Annotated in this window: 11 protein-coding genes; 6 read left to right on the forward strand and 5 right to left on the reverse strand. The window is 63.8% G+C overall.

Translation table 11 applies throughout. The features are described from left to right. Positions 1-67: 67 nt before the first annotated feature. A complete protein-coding gene (locus tag ACRYA2_RS10420; RefSeq protein ID WP_433627414.1) occupies positions 68-871 on the reverse strand; it encodes an aldo/keto reductase in 804 nt (267 codons plus the stop codon). Positions 872-1,143: 272 nt separating this feature from the next. Here ACRYA2_RS10420 and ACRYA2_RS10425 point away from each other — a divergent pair, with 272 nt between their 5' ends. Next, the gene (locus ACRYA2_RS10425; RefSeq protein ID WP_433627417.1) at positions 1,144-1,929 is read left to right on the forward strand and encodes an SDR family NAD(P)-dependent oxidoreductase; all 786 of its coding nucleotides are present in this window, start codon (positions 1,144-1,146) and stop codon (positions 1,927-1,929) included. A gap of 12 nt (positions 1,930-1,941) precedes the next feature. On the opposite strand, the gene ACRYA2_RS10430 is transcribed toward ACRYA2_RS10425, so the two are convergent. Then, entirely contained in the window at positions 1,942-2,919 is a 978-nt protein-coding gene (locus ACRYA2_RS10430) for a TIGR03557 family F420-dependent LLM class oxidoreductase (protein WP_433627419.1), read from the reverse strand. 338 nt (positions 2,920-3,257) lie between these two features. Between ACRYA2_RS10430 and ACRYA2_RS10435 the strand changes: the two genes are divergently transcribed. Next, positions 3,258-4,055 carry a sugar phosphate isomerase/epimerase family protein gene (locus tag ACRYA2_RS10435; RefSeq protein WP_433627422.1) on the forward strand — a complete coding sequence of 266 codons (798 nt, stop codon included), beginning with the start codon at positions 3,258-3,260 and terminating at the stop codon, positions 4,053-4,055. Positions 4,056-4,176: 121 nt separating this feature from the next. Here the strand turns inward: ACRYA2_RS10435 and ACRYA2_RS10440 are convergent, their stop codons facing one another. After that, complete coding sequence (locus ACRYA2_RS10440; RefSeq protein ID WP_433627424.1) at positions 4,177-5,676, reverse strand: CoA-acylating methylmalonate-semialdehyde dehydrogenase; 1,500 nt, start codon at positions 5,674-5,676, stop codon at positions 4,177-4,179. A 249-nt stretch (positions 5,677-5,925) separates the two neighbouring features. Between ACRYA2_RS10440 and ACRYA2_RS10445 the strand changes: the two genes are divergently transcribed. Beyond that, positions 5,926-6,717 (forward strand): IclR family transcriptional regulator, encoded by a 792-nt coding sequence (locus ACRYA2_RS10445; RefSeq protein ID WP_433627427.1) that lies wholly within the window; start codon positions 5,926-5,928, stop codon positions 6,715-6,717. A gap of 177 nt (positions 6,718-6,894) precedes the next feature. On the opposite strand, the gene ACRYA2_RS10450 is transcribed toward ACRYA2_RS10445, so the two are convergent. Beyond that, entirely contained in the window at positions 6,895-8,859 is a 1,965-nt protein-coding gene (locus ACRYA2_RS10450; RefSeq protein ID WP_433627430.1) for an archaea-specific SMC-related protein, read from the reverse strand. A 641-nt stretch (positions 8,860-9,500) separates the two neighbouring features. Between ACRYA2_RS10450 and ACRYA2_RS10455 the strand changes: the two genes are divergently transcribed. After that, positions 9,501-11,015: a sulfatase family protein gene (locus tag ACRYA2_RS10455; RefSeq protein ID WP_433627433.1), complete on the forward strand. Its 1,515-nt coding sequence runs from the start codon at positions 9,501-9,503 to the stop codon at positions 11,013-11,015. A 62-nt stretch (positions 11,016-11,077) separates the two neighbouring features. Here ACRYA2_RS10455 and ACRYA2_RS10460 read toward each other — a convergent pair whose 3' ends face one another. Next, the gene (locus ACRYA2_RS10460) at positions 11,078-12,286 is read right to left on the reverse strand and encodes a hypothetical protein (RefSeq protein WP_433627435.1); all 1,209 of its coding nucleotides are present in this window, start codon (positions 12,284-12,286) and stop codon (positions 11,078-11,080) included. Positions 12,287-12,840: 554 nt separating this feature from the next. On the opposite strand from ACRYA2_RS10460, the gene ACRYA2_RS10465 reads away from it, so the two are divergent. Beyond that, a complete protein-coding gene (locus ACRYA2_RS10465) occupies positions 12,841-14,019 on the forward strand; it encodes a hypothetical protein (protein WP_433627437.1) in 1,179 nt (392 codons plus the stop codon). Between the two features lie 180 nt (positions 14,020-14,199). Further along, positions 14,200-15,204, forward strand: a complete 1,005-nt coding sequence (locus tag ACRYA2_RS10470) for a hydroxyacid dehydrogenase (protein WP_433627440.1) — start codon at positions 14,200-14,202, stop codon at positions 15,202-15,204. Positions 15,205-15,317 lie beyond the last annotated feature (113 nt).

A 15,317-nucleotide genomic window follows, 5' to 3' on the forward strand; every position in this document is an offset into this window, starting at 1 on the left:
CTTCCGATACTGCTTCTGTTAGCTCGTCGCGAGAAACGAACGGCCGGCGGTGACGGCACCCCTCGAATCACCACATGAAGTCGGGGCTTTCCAGCCGCATCGTCCGGTCGATGCCCTCGATGCGAGCCACGTCCTCGTCGTCGAGTTCCAGGTCGAGTGCGGCGTAGTTGTCCCGGACGTGCTCCTCGCTGGTGGCCTTCGGAATCGGTACCACGTTCTCCTTCGACAGCAACCACGCCAGCGATACCCGGGCTTCGCTGACGCCGTGTTTGGCCGCAATCTCCCGTAACACCGGTACGTCGAACACGTTCCCTTGCGCCAGCGGCGAATAGGCCACGAGAGTCATGTCTCGGTCACCGAGGAAATCGAGCAACTCCTCCTGCTGGAGCAACGGATGCATCTCCACCTGGTTCGCGAGAATCGGCGCGTCGGAGACCGCCAGGGCGTCCCGGAGGTGGTCGACGGTGAAGTTGCTGACTCCTAGATGGCGTATCGCACCGTCGTCCCGAAGGTCGTTCATGACAGGGAACACCACCTCGGGGTCGTAGTCGTGGGTCGGCCAGTGGACGTACAGCAGGTCGATGGCGTCGACGCCGAGTGCCTCGCGGCTCTCGGCGACCGCGGCTCTGACGTACTCCGGCGTCGGCTCCGGCTCCGTGAAGTGCCCGAACTTCGTCGCGACGAACAGGTCGTCGCGGTCGATTCCCGACCGTCTAATTCCCTCTCCGACGACGTCCTCGTTTTCGTACATCCGTGCCGTGTCGACGTGCCGGTACCCGACGTCGATAGCAGTAGCCACGGACTCCGCTCCCGTTTCGCCTCGCACGTCGTACGTTCCGTACCCGAGCCGCGGAATATTCGCTCCGCGCATAGCCGGACGTACGCCGAGCGCGACCGTAAAGCTATCTCGGAGACCCGTCGTCCCCGACGAGTGCCGTCCCCGGGAGAGGGCCGTGAGGGGTCGGTTCCACCAGTGTCGACGAGGACGACGGTGGTTGTCCTGACCGTTGCCGCCGGTTGGTCCTCCGTTCGAGCGCCGACAGTGGAGACGTGAGGGCCGTCCCCGTGAACGTTCACCGACCTGTCACGGACGTCGATGGACGCGAAACAGTGATGTCGACGGTCGACGACTGTCTATCTCCAATGGGGCGAGTTAGCTACGACTACACGGGCGAGACCGTCGTCGTCACGGGTGGAAGCTCCGGAATCGGCCGGGAGATAGCGGTACGGTTCGGCGACGCCGGGGCCACCGTGATCAACGGAGACGTGCGCGAACGACCGAAGGACCGGGGAGAAGAGAGGCCGACTCGCGAGGCGATACGGGAGGCCGGCGGGCAGGCCGAGTTCGTCGAAACCGACGTCTCGGACCCGAGCGCGATACGCACGCTCGTCGCGTCGGCCGGCGAGTACGGCGGCGTCGACGTCATGGTGAACAACGCGGGATGGTTCCTCGAATCGTCGCTTCGCGACGTGAGCCCCGAAGAGTTCGACCGGATCACGTCGATCAACGCCGGTGGAGTCTTCTTCGGTTGTCAGGCGGCGGCCGACGACATGATAGAGCGCGGCGAGCCAGGTGCCATCGTCAACACCGCCTCGATCAGTTCGACGCACGCGCAGAAGAACCAGATCCCGTACGACGCGACGAAGGGCGCCGTCCGGATGATAACTCGGGGGGCGGCGCTGGAACTGGCGGACCACGACGTCAGAGTCAACGCGGTCGCGCCGGGTCACATCGCGACGGAGTTCGGGAGCGGCGCTGAGAAGAAGAAAGAGGCGGTCGCCGCGGGCGAGGTGGCCAAGCCGGTTCCCATAGAGCGCGCGGGCACGCCGGAGGACGTCGCCGGTGCGGTCCTCTTTCTCGCCAGCGAGGACGCCTCCTACGTCACCGGTGAACTCCTCTACGTCGACGGGGGGTGGCAGGTGTACTGAGACGGCCACCGCTCAGAGCGACGGAACGACCTCGTCGCCCATCACCTCGAACAGTCGACCGGGGTCGGGACTCGTGTTCGCGACGGCGATGCGGTCGAACCCCATCGCCGCGTACTCCTCCAGTCGGGCCGCGAGCGTCGACGGGTCGTCGGCGACGAGGAACTTCTCCTCGACCTGCTCACGGGTGGCTTTCTCGCCCTCGGCCTCGATCCGCTTCGGATTCGCGAGCCCCCGGTCGAAGACGTCCTGCGTCGTCGCCCACCACGGCCGCGTCCCCTCGACCGCCCGCTTGTAGTCCGGGTCGTACGACGCGATGACCAACAGCGTCGTCTCTATCGCGTCGGGATCGCGCCCCTCCTCGGTCGCGTAGCGACGGACGGCCGGATAGAGGCGGTCCGTGTACTCGTCGCCTTTGATGACCGTGATGAACCCGTCCGCGTGGCGGGCGGCGAGCCGAGCGGTGTTCGGGCCGTTCGCGGCGACGTGGACTTCGGGGGTCGTCTCGGGCGTCGTGTACAGTTTCGCGTCGTCCAACTGGAACCGTTCCCCCTCGTACGTGACGAAGTCGTCTTCGTCCCAGAGCCGTCGGATGATTTCGAGCGTCTCTTCGAGACGGTCGCGACGTTCGGAGTACTCCGGCCAGTCGAACCCGAGCGGCGTCTCGTTCATCGCCTCGCCGGTGCTCAGCCCCAGCACGACGCGCTCGTCGTGCATCTCCTGAAGCGTGGCGAACGCTTGCGCGACGACGCCAGGATGGTAGTGGCCGGTGGCGGGCGTCACGCAGGTGCCGATCGGAAGGGAGAGGCGCTCGGTTGCGGCCCCCATCCACGACCACGCGAAACCGGCTTCAGCGTCGGTGTGGAACCACGGATGGAAGTGGTCTGACGTCCAGACGAAGTCGTAGCCGGCTCTCTCGGCGCGTTCCGCGTACGACAGTAGCCGACTCGGGCTGTACTGCTCCTGGTGCGCCATGTAGTCAATCGAAACCATGTGTCGGTAGGTTCGAACGCATCTCGGACGGCGAGTACCGGAGGAGGGTTCGCCACCGCATCGCCGACTCCCCGGAATCCGACGACACTACCGTCGGAGACCCCGCCGTCATCGAGCGCCCCCGTGTCGACCCGAGCATCTCGCTGACCGCGGAAGACTACTGCGTTCACGAGTCACCCCCTCTCGCCGTCGAGACCGTTTCGCCCGTTGAACGGGCACCCTCAGTCGACATAAGTTTTCGGTGAACCTCGATGGTTTCGGGGCAGACACGGCCCGGCCGAACGCCGCCGTCGGGGGTCACCCGAACCGTTAATACTCCGACCGTGGACGGAGTAGCCATGTCGGTGGGGTACTCGACTATCATGTACGATATCGACGAGATGGATAGAGCGATAAGCGACGTCGGAGCGTGTCGCTACGACGGCATAGAATTCAGCCTTCCGGAAATCCGAGAGGCCGGTCCGGACGAGATACGAGACCGCTGTGCCCGTCATGACCTCGAACCGTACTGCGTGATGGGGGAGTGGCTCGAGTCGGACGAGCAGGTAGAGCGCGTGGCGGCGGGGGCGTCGCTGGTGGCAGACGCCGGCGTCACCCGATACGGACTGCTCCCCCCGCGGCGGGGACTCGTCGGCGAGACGACGTTCGAGGGCTGGTTGAACGACCTCTGTGAGGCGTGCGACGACGCGGGCGTCACGCCGTTGCTCCACCACCACGGCGCGACGCTCGTCGAACGACCGAGCGAGATACGGACGTGGCTCGACGCGGGGCCGCCGAACCTGCGGCTCCTCTTCGACACCGCCCACTACTACCCGTACGGCGACGTTCGGGACGGGGTCGACCGGTTCGCGGACGACATCGGATACGTCCACTTCAAGGACGTTCGCCCACCGCACGGGTTCGAGGACCACGTCGAAGCGCTCACCGCGGCGAACTTCAACCTCGATCACGTCATCAACTACTTCCGGTCGTTCACGGATCTCGGCGACGGCGAGATAGAGTTCGCGGGCGTTCGGGATCGACTCCGAACCGCGGGGTACGACGGGCCGATCACCGTCGAGGTGGAGAACAGACACCGGAAACCGCTCGTTCACGCGAAGGAGAACTACGACTTCTACCGCGAGCACGTCCTCTAAACCAGAAATCCGTCCGTCTCGAATCGACCGACCAGAGTCGACCGGGACGAACGCGTCGACCGAGTGGTGACCGGGAACGAACGTGCCCCGAAAAGAACCGCAGTGAACCGACCGCTCGGCACTAGCTGTACCAGCGCTCCATCACGACTTTCTTCTCGGTGTAGAACTGGACCGCGTCCTCGCCCTGCGCGTGGGTGTCTCCGAAGAACGAGTCTTTCCGGCCGCCGAAGTGGAAAAAGCCCATCGGGGCACAGACGCCGACGTTCACTCCGACGTTGCCGGCGTCGACCTCGTACTTGTACTTGCGGGCCTCGCTACCCCTCTCGGTGAAGATGGAGGAGGCGTTGCCGTACCGGGTCGAGTTGACCATCTCGACGGCGTCGTCTAAGTCGTCGGCGCGTGCGAGACACAACACCGGGCCGAAAATCTCCTCCTGGGCGATCGCCATGTCGGCCGTGACGCCTTCGAGGATGGTCGGTCCGAGGAAGTTGCCGTCGTCGTGGTCGGGATGGTCGAAGTCGCGGCCGTCGAGGACGAGGTCGGCCCCCTCCTCAAGCGCTTCGTCTACCATCGCGACCACGCTCTCGCGGGCGTCCTCCGTGACCAGCGGGCCGACGTCGGTGTCCTCGTCGAGGCCATTTCCGACGACGAGTTCCTCCGTGTTCGAGACGACCTCCTCGCGCAGGTCGTCGTACACGTCGCCGACGCCGACCACGACGTCGTTCGCGAGACAGCGCTCGCCCGCGTTGCCGTACACCGAACCGACGATGTTCGGAACGGCGTCGTCCAGGATGGCACTGGGCGTGACGACCACGTAGTTTTTCGCGCCGCCCTGTGCCTGGACGCGCTTTCCGTGCCGGGCGGCGGTTTCGTAGACGTGTTTCGCGACCGGCGTGCTCCCGACGAACGAGACCCCTTCGACGTCCGGATGTTCGAGTATCGCGTTCACCGTGTCGGCCGCGCCGTTGACGAGATTGACGACGCCATCGGGGAGTCCGACCGCTTCGATAGCTTCCACGATGAGCTGCGAACTCAGCGGGACGCGCTCGCTCGGCTTGAGGACGAACGTGTTCCCGGTCGCGACGGCGTACGGCAGGAACCACAGCGGAATCATCGCCGGGAAGTTGAACGGAGTGATAGCCGCGAAGACGCCGAGCGGTTGGCGGACGGCCGTTTCGTCCATGCCCGCGGCCACGTCTTCGACGGTTCCACTCCCCTCACGCATCATGTTCGGAATGCCGGCCGCGACCTCGACGTTTTCGATTCCGCGACGGACCTCACCGCGTGCTTCCGTGACGGTCTTGCCGTGTTCGCGGGAGAGCGTTCGTGCGATGTCCTCCTGGCGGTTCTCCAGCTCCTGCTTGAGGTCGAACAGGTACTGGACGCGGTCGACCGGGGGTACCCGTCGCCACGATTCGAACGCCTCGCTCGCGGCGTCGACGGCCGCATCGACGTCGCGGTCGGCCGACAGCGTCACCGTAGCCAGTGTCTCACCTGTCGCCGGATTCGTTACCGGAAGAGACGTTTCGGCGGTAGCGTCCACCCACGCCCCGTCGGCGTAGTTACTAACGGAGTCGGGTACCGCAGGAGCGTCTCCCGCCTCTTCTTGCCTGCTCGTCATACCCGTAGAGCTACTCTGCACGTTTACAAAGGCATTACGTCCGCTCAGCGGAAGGAGACGGAGACGGGGCGTTCGAGGCCTTCAAACGACACCCGAGGCGTGGACGCGTTCCGGGACCGTTCGTCCCGGCGATATCCGCCGTACGACGTCGACGAAGCGCCCGTCTAACCGCGCTCGGAGAGCGACCCGAGAAACGACCTCGTTTGAACGACACGAACAGTTATGTGGGAACGAGTGGTATCGTGTCGTATGTCGGGGGAATCCAGTCCGGAAACGCCGGAGGGGGAGACCGGTTCGAGGACGATCCAGGCCGTACAAACGACGCTCGACATCATCGACGTCCTGCAGGAGCGAGACGGAGTGCGAGTGACGGAGCTGGCGGATCGACTCGACCGCTCGAAGGGAACGATTCACTGTCATCTGGCGACGCTGTTGCAGAACGAGCACGTCGTCAAAGAAGGAAACGAGTATCGACTCGGCTTGCGATATCTCGAACTCGGAGAGACGACGAAAGAGCGGTTCGGAATCTACGATATCGTTCGAGACGAGCTTACGGACCTCGCGGCGGAAACCGGCGAACTGGCGCAGTTCGCAACGGAGGAACACGGGCGGGCCGTATACATCCACAAAGCCGAAAGCGACGAGGCGGTTCGGACGGCTTCCAGCGTCGGAACGCGCGAACACCTCCACTGCATCGCGCTCGGAAAGGCGATTCTGGCTCACCTCGGTGAACGGCGGGTCGACGAAATCGTCGACCATCACGGACTGCCGACGTTCACGGAACGGACGATCACTACCCGCGAGGAACTGTTCGACGAACTGGCCCGCGTGCGGGAACGGGGATACGCCATCGACGACGAGGAGAAGATAGAAGGACTTCGGTGCGTTGCCGCACCCGTGCGAACGTCTTCCGAAGTTCTCGGCGCAGTGAGCGTCTCGGGTCCGTCGAGTCGAATGGAGGGAGAGTGGTTCGAGGGGGAACTTCCAGCCATGGTGAAGCGGTCGGCGAACGTGATCGAGATCAACGCCAGGTTCGCCTGAAGGCGGACTCGGCCCCGTCGAATCCGCCTTTTACCACGCGGGGTGCGGAGACGGAAGAGCCGTCCAGTGGAATGTATCAACACGACAGGGGTTTGAAAGCCTCAAACTCGGCGTTCACGGGTTCGGACCGGACGGCGAATCTCCGCTCGCGAGGAGCCGACCGATGGGGGTTCGGGCTTAGATTTCGGTCACGCGCTCGTAGCTCTCGTCGAGGGCGGCAGCGTCCTCCGGGAGCAGTGCCGTGACGAGGTAGTCGGAGTACTCGCTGAAGTAGTCCACGAGCGCGGCGATGCGGTCGGAGTCGATCGCCTCCAGCGAATCGAGGAGGATGAACGGCACTTCCTCGTACACGTCGTGGACGAGATAGCCGGCGAGCGCGAACACCAGCCCCGTGACCTCTCGCTCGGACTCGCTGAGGTGGTCCATGGTGTCCTCGTACGTCGCCCCCGACTCCGTACTCCTGACGACGTGCATGGTGAACGCGGTCTTCGAGACCTTCCGTCTGCCCTCCCGGACCTCCCGTTCGGTACGTTCGATCCAGATCCGGTCGAGGTTCTCGTAATCGAGCAGGTTCAGGACAGTCGCCATGTGCTCGTTGAACTCCTCGACCGCCTGGGCCTCGATCTGGTCGACGCGCGTCCGGAGTTCGGTAAGTTCCTCCTGAACGCTCTCGCGCTGGTTCTCCAGGTCGTCTCTGGTCGCCAGTTCGTCTTCGACCTCGCCGATCTCCTCTTCGACGGTTTCGAGGTCGTCTTCGATGCGACCGATCTCGATCTCGAGCTGGTTCGCTTCCTTGTGGAGGTCGAGAATGTCGCCGTAATCGTCCTGTTCGAGCTCTTCGACTTCCTCTTCGAGGGTTGCGATTTCGTCGGCGAACTCGTCGCGGGTCGTCCGCAACTCTTCGAGACGCGTCTCTCTGTCGTCGATCTCGGACTCCAGCTGTTCGAGACGACGAGTCGCTTCTTCGCGCTTTCGTCGTTCCTCCTCTATCGTGCGTTTCTCCGCCTGCAGGTCGTCGATCTCCGATCTGAGATCGTTACGTTCGCTGCGTTTCTCGCGGCGAAGCTCGCGAAGTCGGTCGAGTGTCGTCTCGATCTCCTCGCGGTCGACTTCCGACCCGCAGGTCCAGCAGACAACCGTGTCCGTGTCCTCGACCAGTTGATCGGTGAGGGAGCCGTCCGTCTCCGAACCGGCGTCGTCGTCCGTTCGCAACGCGTCGGCCACGTCCTGGCTCGTGCCCTCGAGCATCTCCTCGTTGAACTGGACGACCGACTGGAGCTCCGACATCGTCGCTTCGATCTCCTGTTTCCGGTCGCGCAATTGCCGGATTTCGCTGTCGAGGTCGTCGACCGCTCGCTCATCGACATCGCCGACGTCGTCCAGGTCGTCTTCGAGTTCCGCGACCTCGGCCTGCAGCGCCTCCAGGCTCTCCTTCTCGGTATCGATGTCGAAGCGCGTATCTTCGAGCCGGGAGCGCACGTCGCGCAGTTCGTCGAGCTTCTCCTCGAGCGCTTCCTTTTCCGATCGGGTCTCGTCCAGGTCGGCGTCGACGTCCTCGATCTCGGCCTCCTTGTCGGCGAGGTCCTCCCGTTTTGTTTCGAGGTCGGATTCGAGACGCGATCGCTCCCGTTCGAGTTCGGGTAGTCGGTTAGCGAGCGTGTCGAGTTCGTCTAGTCGCTCGTCGAGGTTTCGTTTCTCGCTCTCGAGTTGCTCGATTTCGGCCTGGATTCGGTCTGTGTCGATCGGCCGCATGATGAGGTCGCGCAGGTCGTCGCCGCGCGCGACCGCCCGCCGGGCTTCGTTCGATTCGAGCAGGAACGCGAACAGGTCGGCGAGTTCTGGATCGTCGAGGTATGGGTCGCCGCTCGTCGCGATTGTCCCGTTCGATCGCGTTAGCGTGCGCGTGTACGTCTCCTCGCCGAGTTCCAGCGTGACCGTTCCCTCGTCGGCGTCGGCCTTGAGCGACGCGCGTTCGCTCCCGAGAGCGGCCATGAGGGCCTGTAGCAGCGACGTGCGGTTCGTCGCGTTCCGCCCCGTCAATGCGGTTACACCGGAAGCCAGCGTTACCTCCGTCTCGTCGATGCCACCGATGTTCCGGACCGAAATCACCGGGTGAAGACGTTTATCCTGAGTTGCTCCCATATCACTGTCGTAGTGTTGCTCGTATATAAATCCGGTCTTCGATATCGCATCTATTACAGTCCTATGACTGTAACAGGTGTGGTTTACGCCGGGCGGGCACAGACACGGACACCGCCTTCGTCGACTCGTCGACCGTGCACGGCCGGCCGTGGTGTGACGGAACGCGGGACGTTCGGATTCACCGGGCAGGAGGGCTATTACGGACACAGTTCCGCGGGCTGGCGTTTGGAGATTGGAAACAGTACGAACGCAGTGGGAATCAAAGTTCTAATTCACGGGCAGGATGGAAGGTACGATGAGTCGAACGTTCCGAGCGTGACCGAGAAAATCGAGGAATCCCCAGTTTAGACGGTGTTTCTCCCGGACGAAGTGGTCGTCGCGCCGATTCCATGCCTGCTGATTCATCCCTCGAGGTCGTGTTTCCACTCGCCGTTTAGTATGATAAAACCCCTGGGCGTGAGTGGCGGACTGTGGCCGCTCGAAGAACGCCCGCAACCGCAGCGGGCCGAACGAGACCTACGCACGAAGCCGTTTCACTCGACGAGGAACCACCGGAAACAGCGCACTGTCGTCGCTCGAACGTGTCACTGGCCTCACGAACCAAAAGAGAATTACTACGGGTCCATCAATTGAGACTGTTCATGCGTATCCTGTACTTCGACGTCGACTCGTTGCGTCCGGACCATCTGGGCTGTTACGGCTACGACCGCAACACCTCGCCGACCGTCGACGCACTCGCTGAGGAGGGCCGTCGCTTCACGAACTACTACGCTTCGGACGTTCCCTGCCTCCCGTCGCGGACCGCGCTATTCACGGGACGGTTCGGCATCCACACGGGCGTCGTCAACCACGGCGGGCTGACCGCCGAACCGCACCGCCACGGCACGGAGCGAGCGTTCGAGAATCATCCCGACCACCGAACGTTCCCGTCGCTCCTCCGGGAGGCGGGCTATCAGACGGGATTCGTCAGTAGCTTCCCGCAGCGACACGGTGCCTGGCACGTCCTGGACGGGTTCGAGGAGTGGCGCGACCCTGGCGGCGAAGGCAGAGAGACCGCCGACGAGGTCGTACCGCACGCGCTCGACTGGCTCGACGCGCACGCGACCGAGGAGGACTGGTACCTTCACGTCAACGTCTGGGACCCTCACACACCCTACAACACGCCAGAGGAGTACGAGAACCCGTTCGCCGACGAACCGGCGCCTGCGTTCCCCGACGCGGAGACGATCAGCGAGCAGCACGAGAGCTACGGCCCTCACAGCGCCTGCGAGCCCCGTGGATGGACGGACGGCGCAGAGATGGAGCGGACGCCCGACGAGATTTCTTCCCGGAGCAAGTTCGAGCAGTGGATAGACGGATACGATATCGGCGTCCGCTTCATGGACGACCACCTCTCGATGCTGCTCGAAGCACTAGCCGAACACGGCGTTCGCGAGGAGACGCTGATCGTCGTCTCGGCGGACCACGGCGAGAACCAGGGCGAACTCAACGTCTACGGCGACCACCAGACCGCCGACGAGCGAACGTGCAACGTCCCCCTCGTCGTCTCGGGGCCGGACGTCGAACCAGGCGTCGACGACGAGTTCCACTATCAGGTCGACCTCGCGCCGACGCTCTGTGACCTCGCAGGCGTCGACTGGACCGCCGGCTGGGACGGCGAATCGTTTGCTGCCTCGATCACCGACGGTGACGACATCGGCCGTGAGTTCGTCGTCTGCAGTCAGGGTGCCTGGGCGGCCCAGCGGATGGTCCGGTGGGACGACTGGCTCCTGATTCGCACCTACCACGACGGTCTCAAAGCGCTCGACCCAGTGATGCTGTTCGACGTGGCCGCCGACCCCCACGAGACGACGAATCTCGCTCGTGAGCACACCGATGTCGCCCACCACGGCCTCTCGCTGCTCTCCGACTGGGTCGACGAACGGCTGCTGGAGTCGGCGACGGGCGTCGCGGGGGGGAATCCGTCGTCGCCCGGCGGCGTCACCGACCCGCTGTGGGAGATGATTCGCGATGGCGGTCCGTTCTACGCGCAAGGTCACGCCGAGGAGTATGCGGAGCGCCTGCGCGAAACCGGTCGTGAGGAGCACGCCGAGACGGTGCTCGCACGAGGTGGCATCGTCGAGCAGACCGCCGCCGACTATCTCGACGGCGAGTAGGCCTCGCGGCGTCTGTCGGAGTTACCGACGGGTCCACCGCAACCGTCCGCGTCGTTGGGGGCTCAGGAGGGACGGATGACGTCGCCGCCCCAGGTGTACCAGGCACCGTCGTGCCAGACTGCCTGCTCCGGGTGACCCGACGAGGTGTTCGTGCCGTCGTCGTACCCAGAGTCGTGCGCGTACTGGCCGGGCGTGGACGAGAGGTCCGTCGGCAGAATCTCCCCCTCCGAGCGCGTGCGGTCGCCGTTGTCCGCTACGAGGTACGTATCGTCCCAGTTGATGTTCGACTCCATGTGGACGTCGCACTGGGTCGAGTTCTCGTCGACGTAGACGGCGCCCTCGAGGTGGTTCCGGAACAGGCAGTTCCGGACGTGCGAGTTGATGCCGCCCTTGAAGTCGACGCCGCGCTCGGACCGGCCGCCGGCGCCGGCCCCCTGGAGGTAGCAGTTCTCGATCGACGCCTGCGTGTTGTGAACCTGAACGTCCGCGGAGTACTCGTGGTCCTCGTTGGCGCGCTGGTCGTCGCCGTTCCCTTCTAGGTAGGCGTCGCGGACGAACTGGTTCGCGCCGGGGGCGAATCGAATTCCGTGATGGCCGTTGCCCTGGTAGACGCCGCCCGCGATGTGCGTGCCGTAGCCGCCGACGTTCGCGCCGATTCCGTCGTTGTCCCAGGCGACGCAGAACTGGAGTCGACTCGCGTGATTGACGCCGGAGAATGGTAGGTGGAATCCGTTACCGCCCACGGTGAACACGTGGACGTTGTGGAGGTAGTTCATGAAGGACACTCCCGAGTTCCCCTTCTGGTCGAGGCTCGCTACTCCATGGGAGTTGGTGTTCCGTACGACCAGATGCTGAATCGTCGCGGACGTTTCCGGTGAGATGAGGACGCCGATCTCTCCTCCCTCGACGCGGAGGTTCTGTATCGCGTGGGTGAGGGGGTACGGCCGCTGGCCGTCGTCGATGCCCTCGCGGATCTCGAAGACGTTCTCGCCGGAGTCGCCCGCGTCGACGACGGTGCTTCCGCGGTGAGCACCGGTTACGTTGACGTGATTGGACAGGACGATGGGGAACGACTCGTTCGCCGAGTCGTAGCTCTCTGTGACGTAGATGCGGCCGCCAGCGTCCACGTCGTCGTGGGCGGCCTGAATCGTGTCGTACATCCAGTCCTCGTCGCCCACCACCTGTTCGGTTTCGAACGACGGGTCCGGTTGGCCGGAAGCGGCGCTCGCGGTTCCGCCTGCGACGCCCAGCAGCCCTGCTCCGCCCGCCATTGCCATCATCGCTCGCCGACTCAGTCGTAGTCCGTCTGGCTGTCTTTCGGCTGTCATAGTCGTATTCCGTGGTGATGGTGTCAGATCCACACCACACCAATGTATGCTACTCGTTACCTCAATAAACTTTATGTATAATTGTAGTCATTCAAAGCGCTCACCGGGCGAGACTGGACCTGGTTCGACCGTACACGCGACCGGTCACGGGACCGTCTCCACGGTATCACTCCCGGAATTTCTAATTCCGGGGGAAATTATAAGTGTTATAGACACGAAATAAATTCCTCCGGAACAGAGATGAGTTCCGGCAGACAAACAATGAGCGAGAGAACTCAGGAAAACCACGAGAAGTCCCGTATCGACTCCCTCGAACGGCGAATCGAGACCCTCGAAGCCGAGAACCAGAAGTTGAAAGAGCAGACCAGCGGTGGCCTGTTGGGGTCGAAGACGCGGCGACAGGTGCTCGGCGCCATGGTCGGAGGCGGCGCTCTCCTCGGCGCGAGCGGAACAGCGAGCGCCTTCGGAGATGACCACAACAGCAACGCCATCAATATGTGGGCGAAAATGCCGAATACCAGTACGTCCAAAACGCGGTGGACAACCTCGCAGTCGACAACACGGAATACAACGGCGAACCCCCGGTCCGCGCCGGGAAGGTCATTATCGAAGGAGACTACGCGGTGCCGGACAGCTTCCCCATCAAACTCGGGACGAACGATTGGGAGGGAGGCAATATCGTGATTCAGGGACACGGCCCCGGAGCGACGAGGATATCCGGAAACACCCCGATCTTCGAGATCAAGCCGACCGACGATGCGGCGACGACGCAGGTCACCATCCGGGACCTACAGGTCGAATACAGTCCCAACGTCGCCCGAGTGATGGGCGGCACCAACCACTACTTCGAGAACATCCGGTTCATCAAATCAAGCGGCGGAAGAGCCTTCAAATACGACGTCGACGAAGGCAACGACAACAAGGACAGCCAGTCGTTTTCGGCGACTTTCAGCCACATCAACACCCACGACGCCGGTCTAATCAACGCGAACATCGACAGCGGGGGCAACAACGCCATGCGGTTTTTCGGCTGCGACGTTACCTACCCCAGCGCAGTTCCACTACGATTTAACAGCGGTGACTCGGATATCTCCCTGTTCGGTTGCACACTGCAACTGGTCAGAGACAGCCACTACCACGTGCTTCTCGACGATGTCCAGTCGTTCAAGATGTACGGTGGGTACACCGAGTTCAAGAACGACCAGTCCAGCTATCCGGACGGCCAGTGGCTCGTCGGCTCCCTGGACAATGGAGACAACTCCACCGGTAACAACGGGTCGATGATTCTCGTCGACGGCGTCTGGGCAAACGGAGGAACCGGGTACGTTCGGGCGATGGACGACGACGATCGGGTCGTCGTTCGGAACTGCGAGTACACCGCCGGGATGGAATCCCTCGTCAACATCCAGGACGCCAGAAACGTCTTCGTCGAACAGTCCTCGTGTTGGTCGTCGGGAGATAGTTCCGCCGACGAACCGATTTACTCGGGCGATTCGTCGGTGGTGCGTGGTGATGGCGCTCGGTTCGTCCCGCAGGACCTCTCGGCGTCCGGCGCGGCGGAAGGGAGAGACCACGGTGATCTGGCCTTCCACACCGGCAGCAGTCCCCCTGTTCCAGCGTACTGGGATGCGAACGTCCCCGGCTGGCGACGGATGGACAACAACAATCTACTCTAGCGGACCGACCGACCGCCACGCACTGCGTGGCGCAATGTTTTGAGGGGACAGGATGTCCGCGCCCAGTCGAAGAAACCGCTCACGCGGACGGTACCGGCTACTCGTGGGGGCAGTCGAACGAAGGCGACGACACGTCCGTCGTCAGAACGCTTATTGTGTCACCTCCATACCTACCAGATGATGGACGTACTGGTTACGCTTCCGGACGGGGAACTGCGCGAGAACGTCCTTCCCCCGGAGCAGCGTCGCCGACTCGAACGGCTGGGAAACGTGACGTACAACGAGACCTCCGAACAGATGACCCGGACGGAGCTGGCCGACCGGCTCAGAGGCGTCGACGTCTGTGTCACCGGCTGGGGGACGCGGACGCTCGACGAGACGGTGCTGGCCGACGCCGAGGACCTCTCGCTCGTCGCGCACGTCGGAGGGAGCGTCGCGGTGATCGGCTCGCACGCCCTCTACGACGAGGGCGTCATCGTCTGCAGCGCCAACGAGGTGATGGCGAAATACGTCGCCGAGGGGGTTCTCACGTACGTCCTGACCGGACTCCGGGACGTGGCGAACCTGACCGCGGAGATGAGGGCCGGCGAGTGGCCGGACGGCTGGACCCAGACCGAGACGTTGTTCGACCGGACGGTGGGGTTCGTGGGGCTGGGCACCGTCGGTCGTGACCTGCTCGATTTGCTCGACCCGTTCGACGTCACGGCGCTCGTCTACGACCCGTACGTCGAGGAGTCTGCGCTCGACGGGTACGACGCCCGGCTCACGTCCCTCGACACCGTCCTCTCGGAGTCGCCGGTCGTGTCGATTCACGCGTCGCTAACGCCGGAGACCCACTACCTCCTCGACGCCGAGCGACTGGGCCAGCTCCAGAACGGTGCGCTGCTCGTCAACGCCGCCCGGGGGAGGCTCGTCGACCAATCGGCCCTGGTCGACGAACTGGAGGCAGAGCGCATCCGGGCAGTCTTAGACGTCTACGAGGAGGAACCGCTCCCCGCCGACAGTCCCCTCCGGACCCTCGAGAACGCCGTCCTGTTTCCACACGTCGCTGGCGCGCCCTCCCGGAGCCGGCTCGCCGGGACCGTGATATCGGAGATAGAACGCTTCGTCGAGGACGAACCGCTCTGTCACGAGATTCCGCGCGAGCGGTTCGAGATGATGACCGACGACCACGTCGAGTCCTGAGCATGGGGAGACGGATTCGAGGACAGGCACTCTATCCTCGACGTCCACCGCGACGGTGTGTCCGGCGACGAACACGGCGAACGGCTACGGGGGGCGTCGACGGTCACCGACTC

The organism is Halomicrococcus pelagicus (assembly GCF_050954125.1).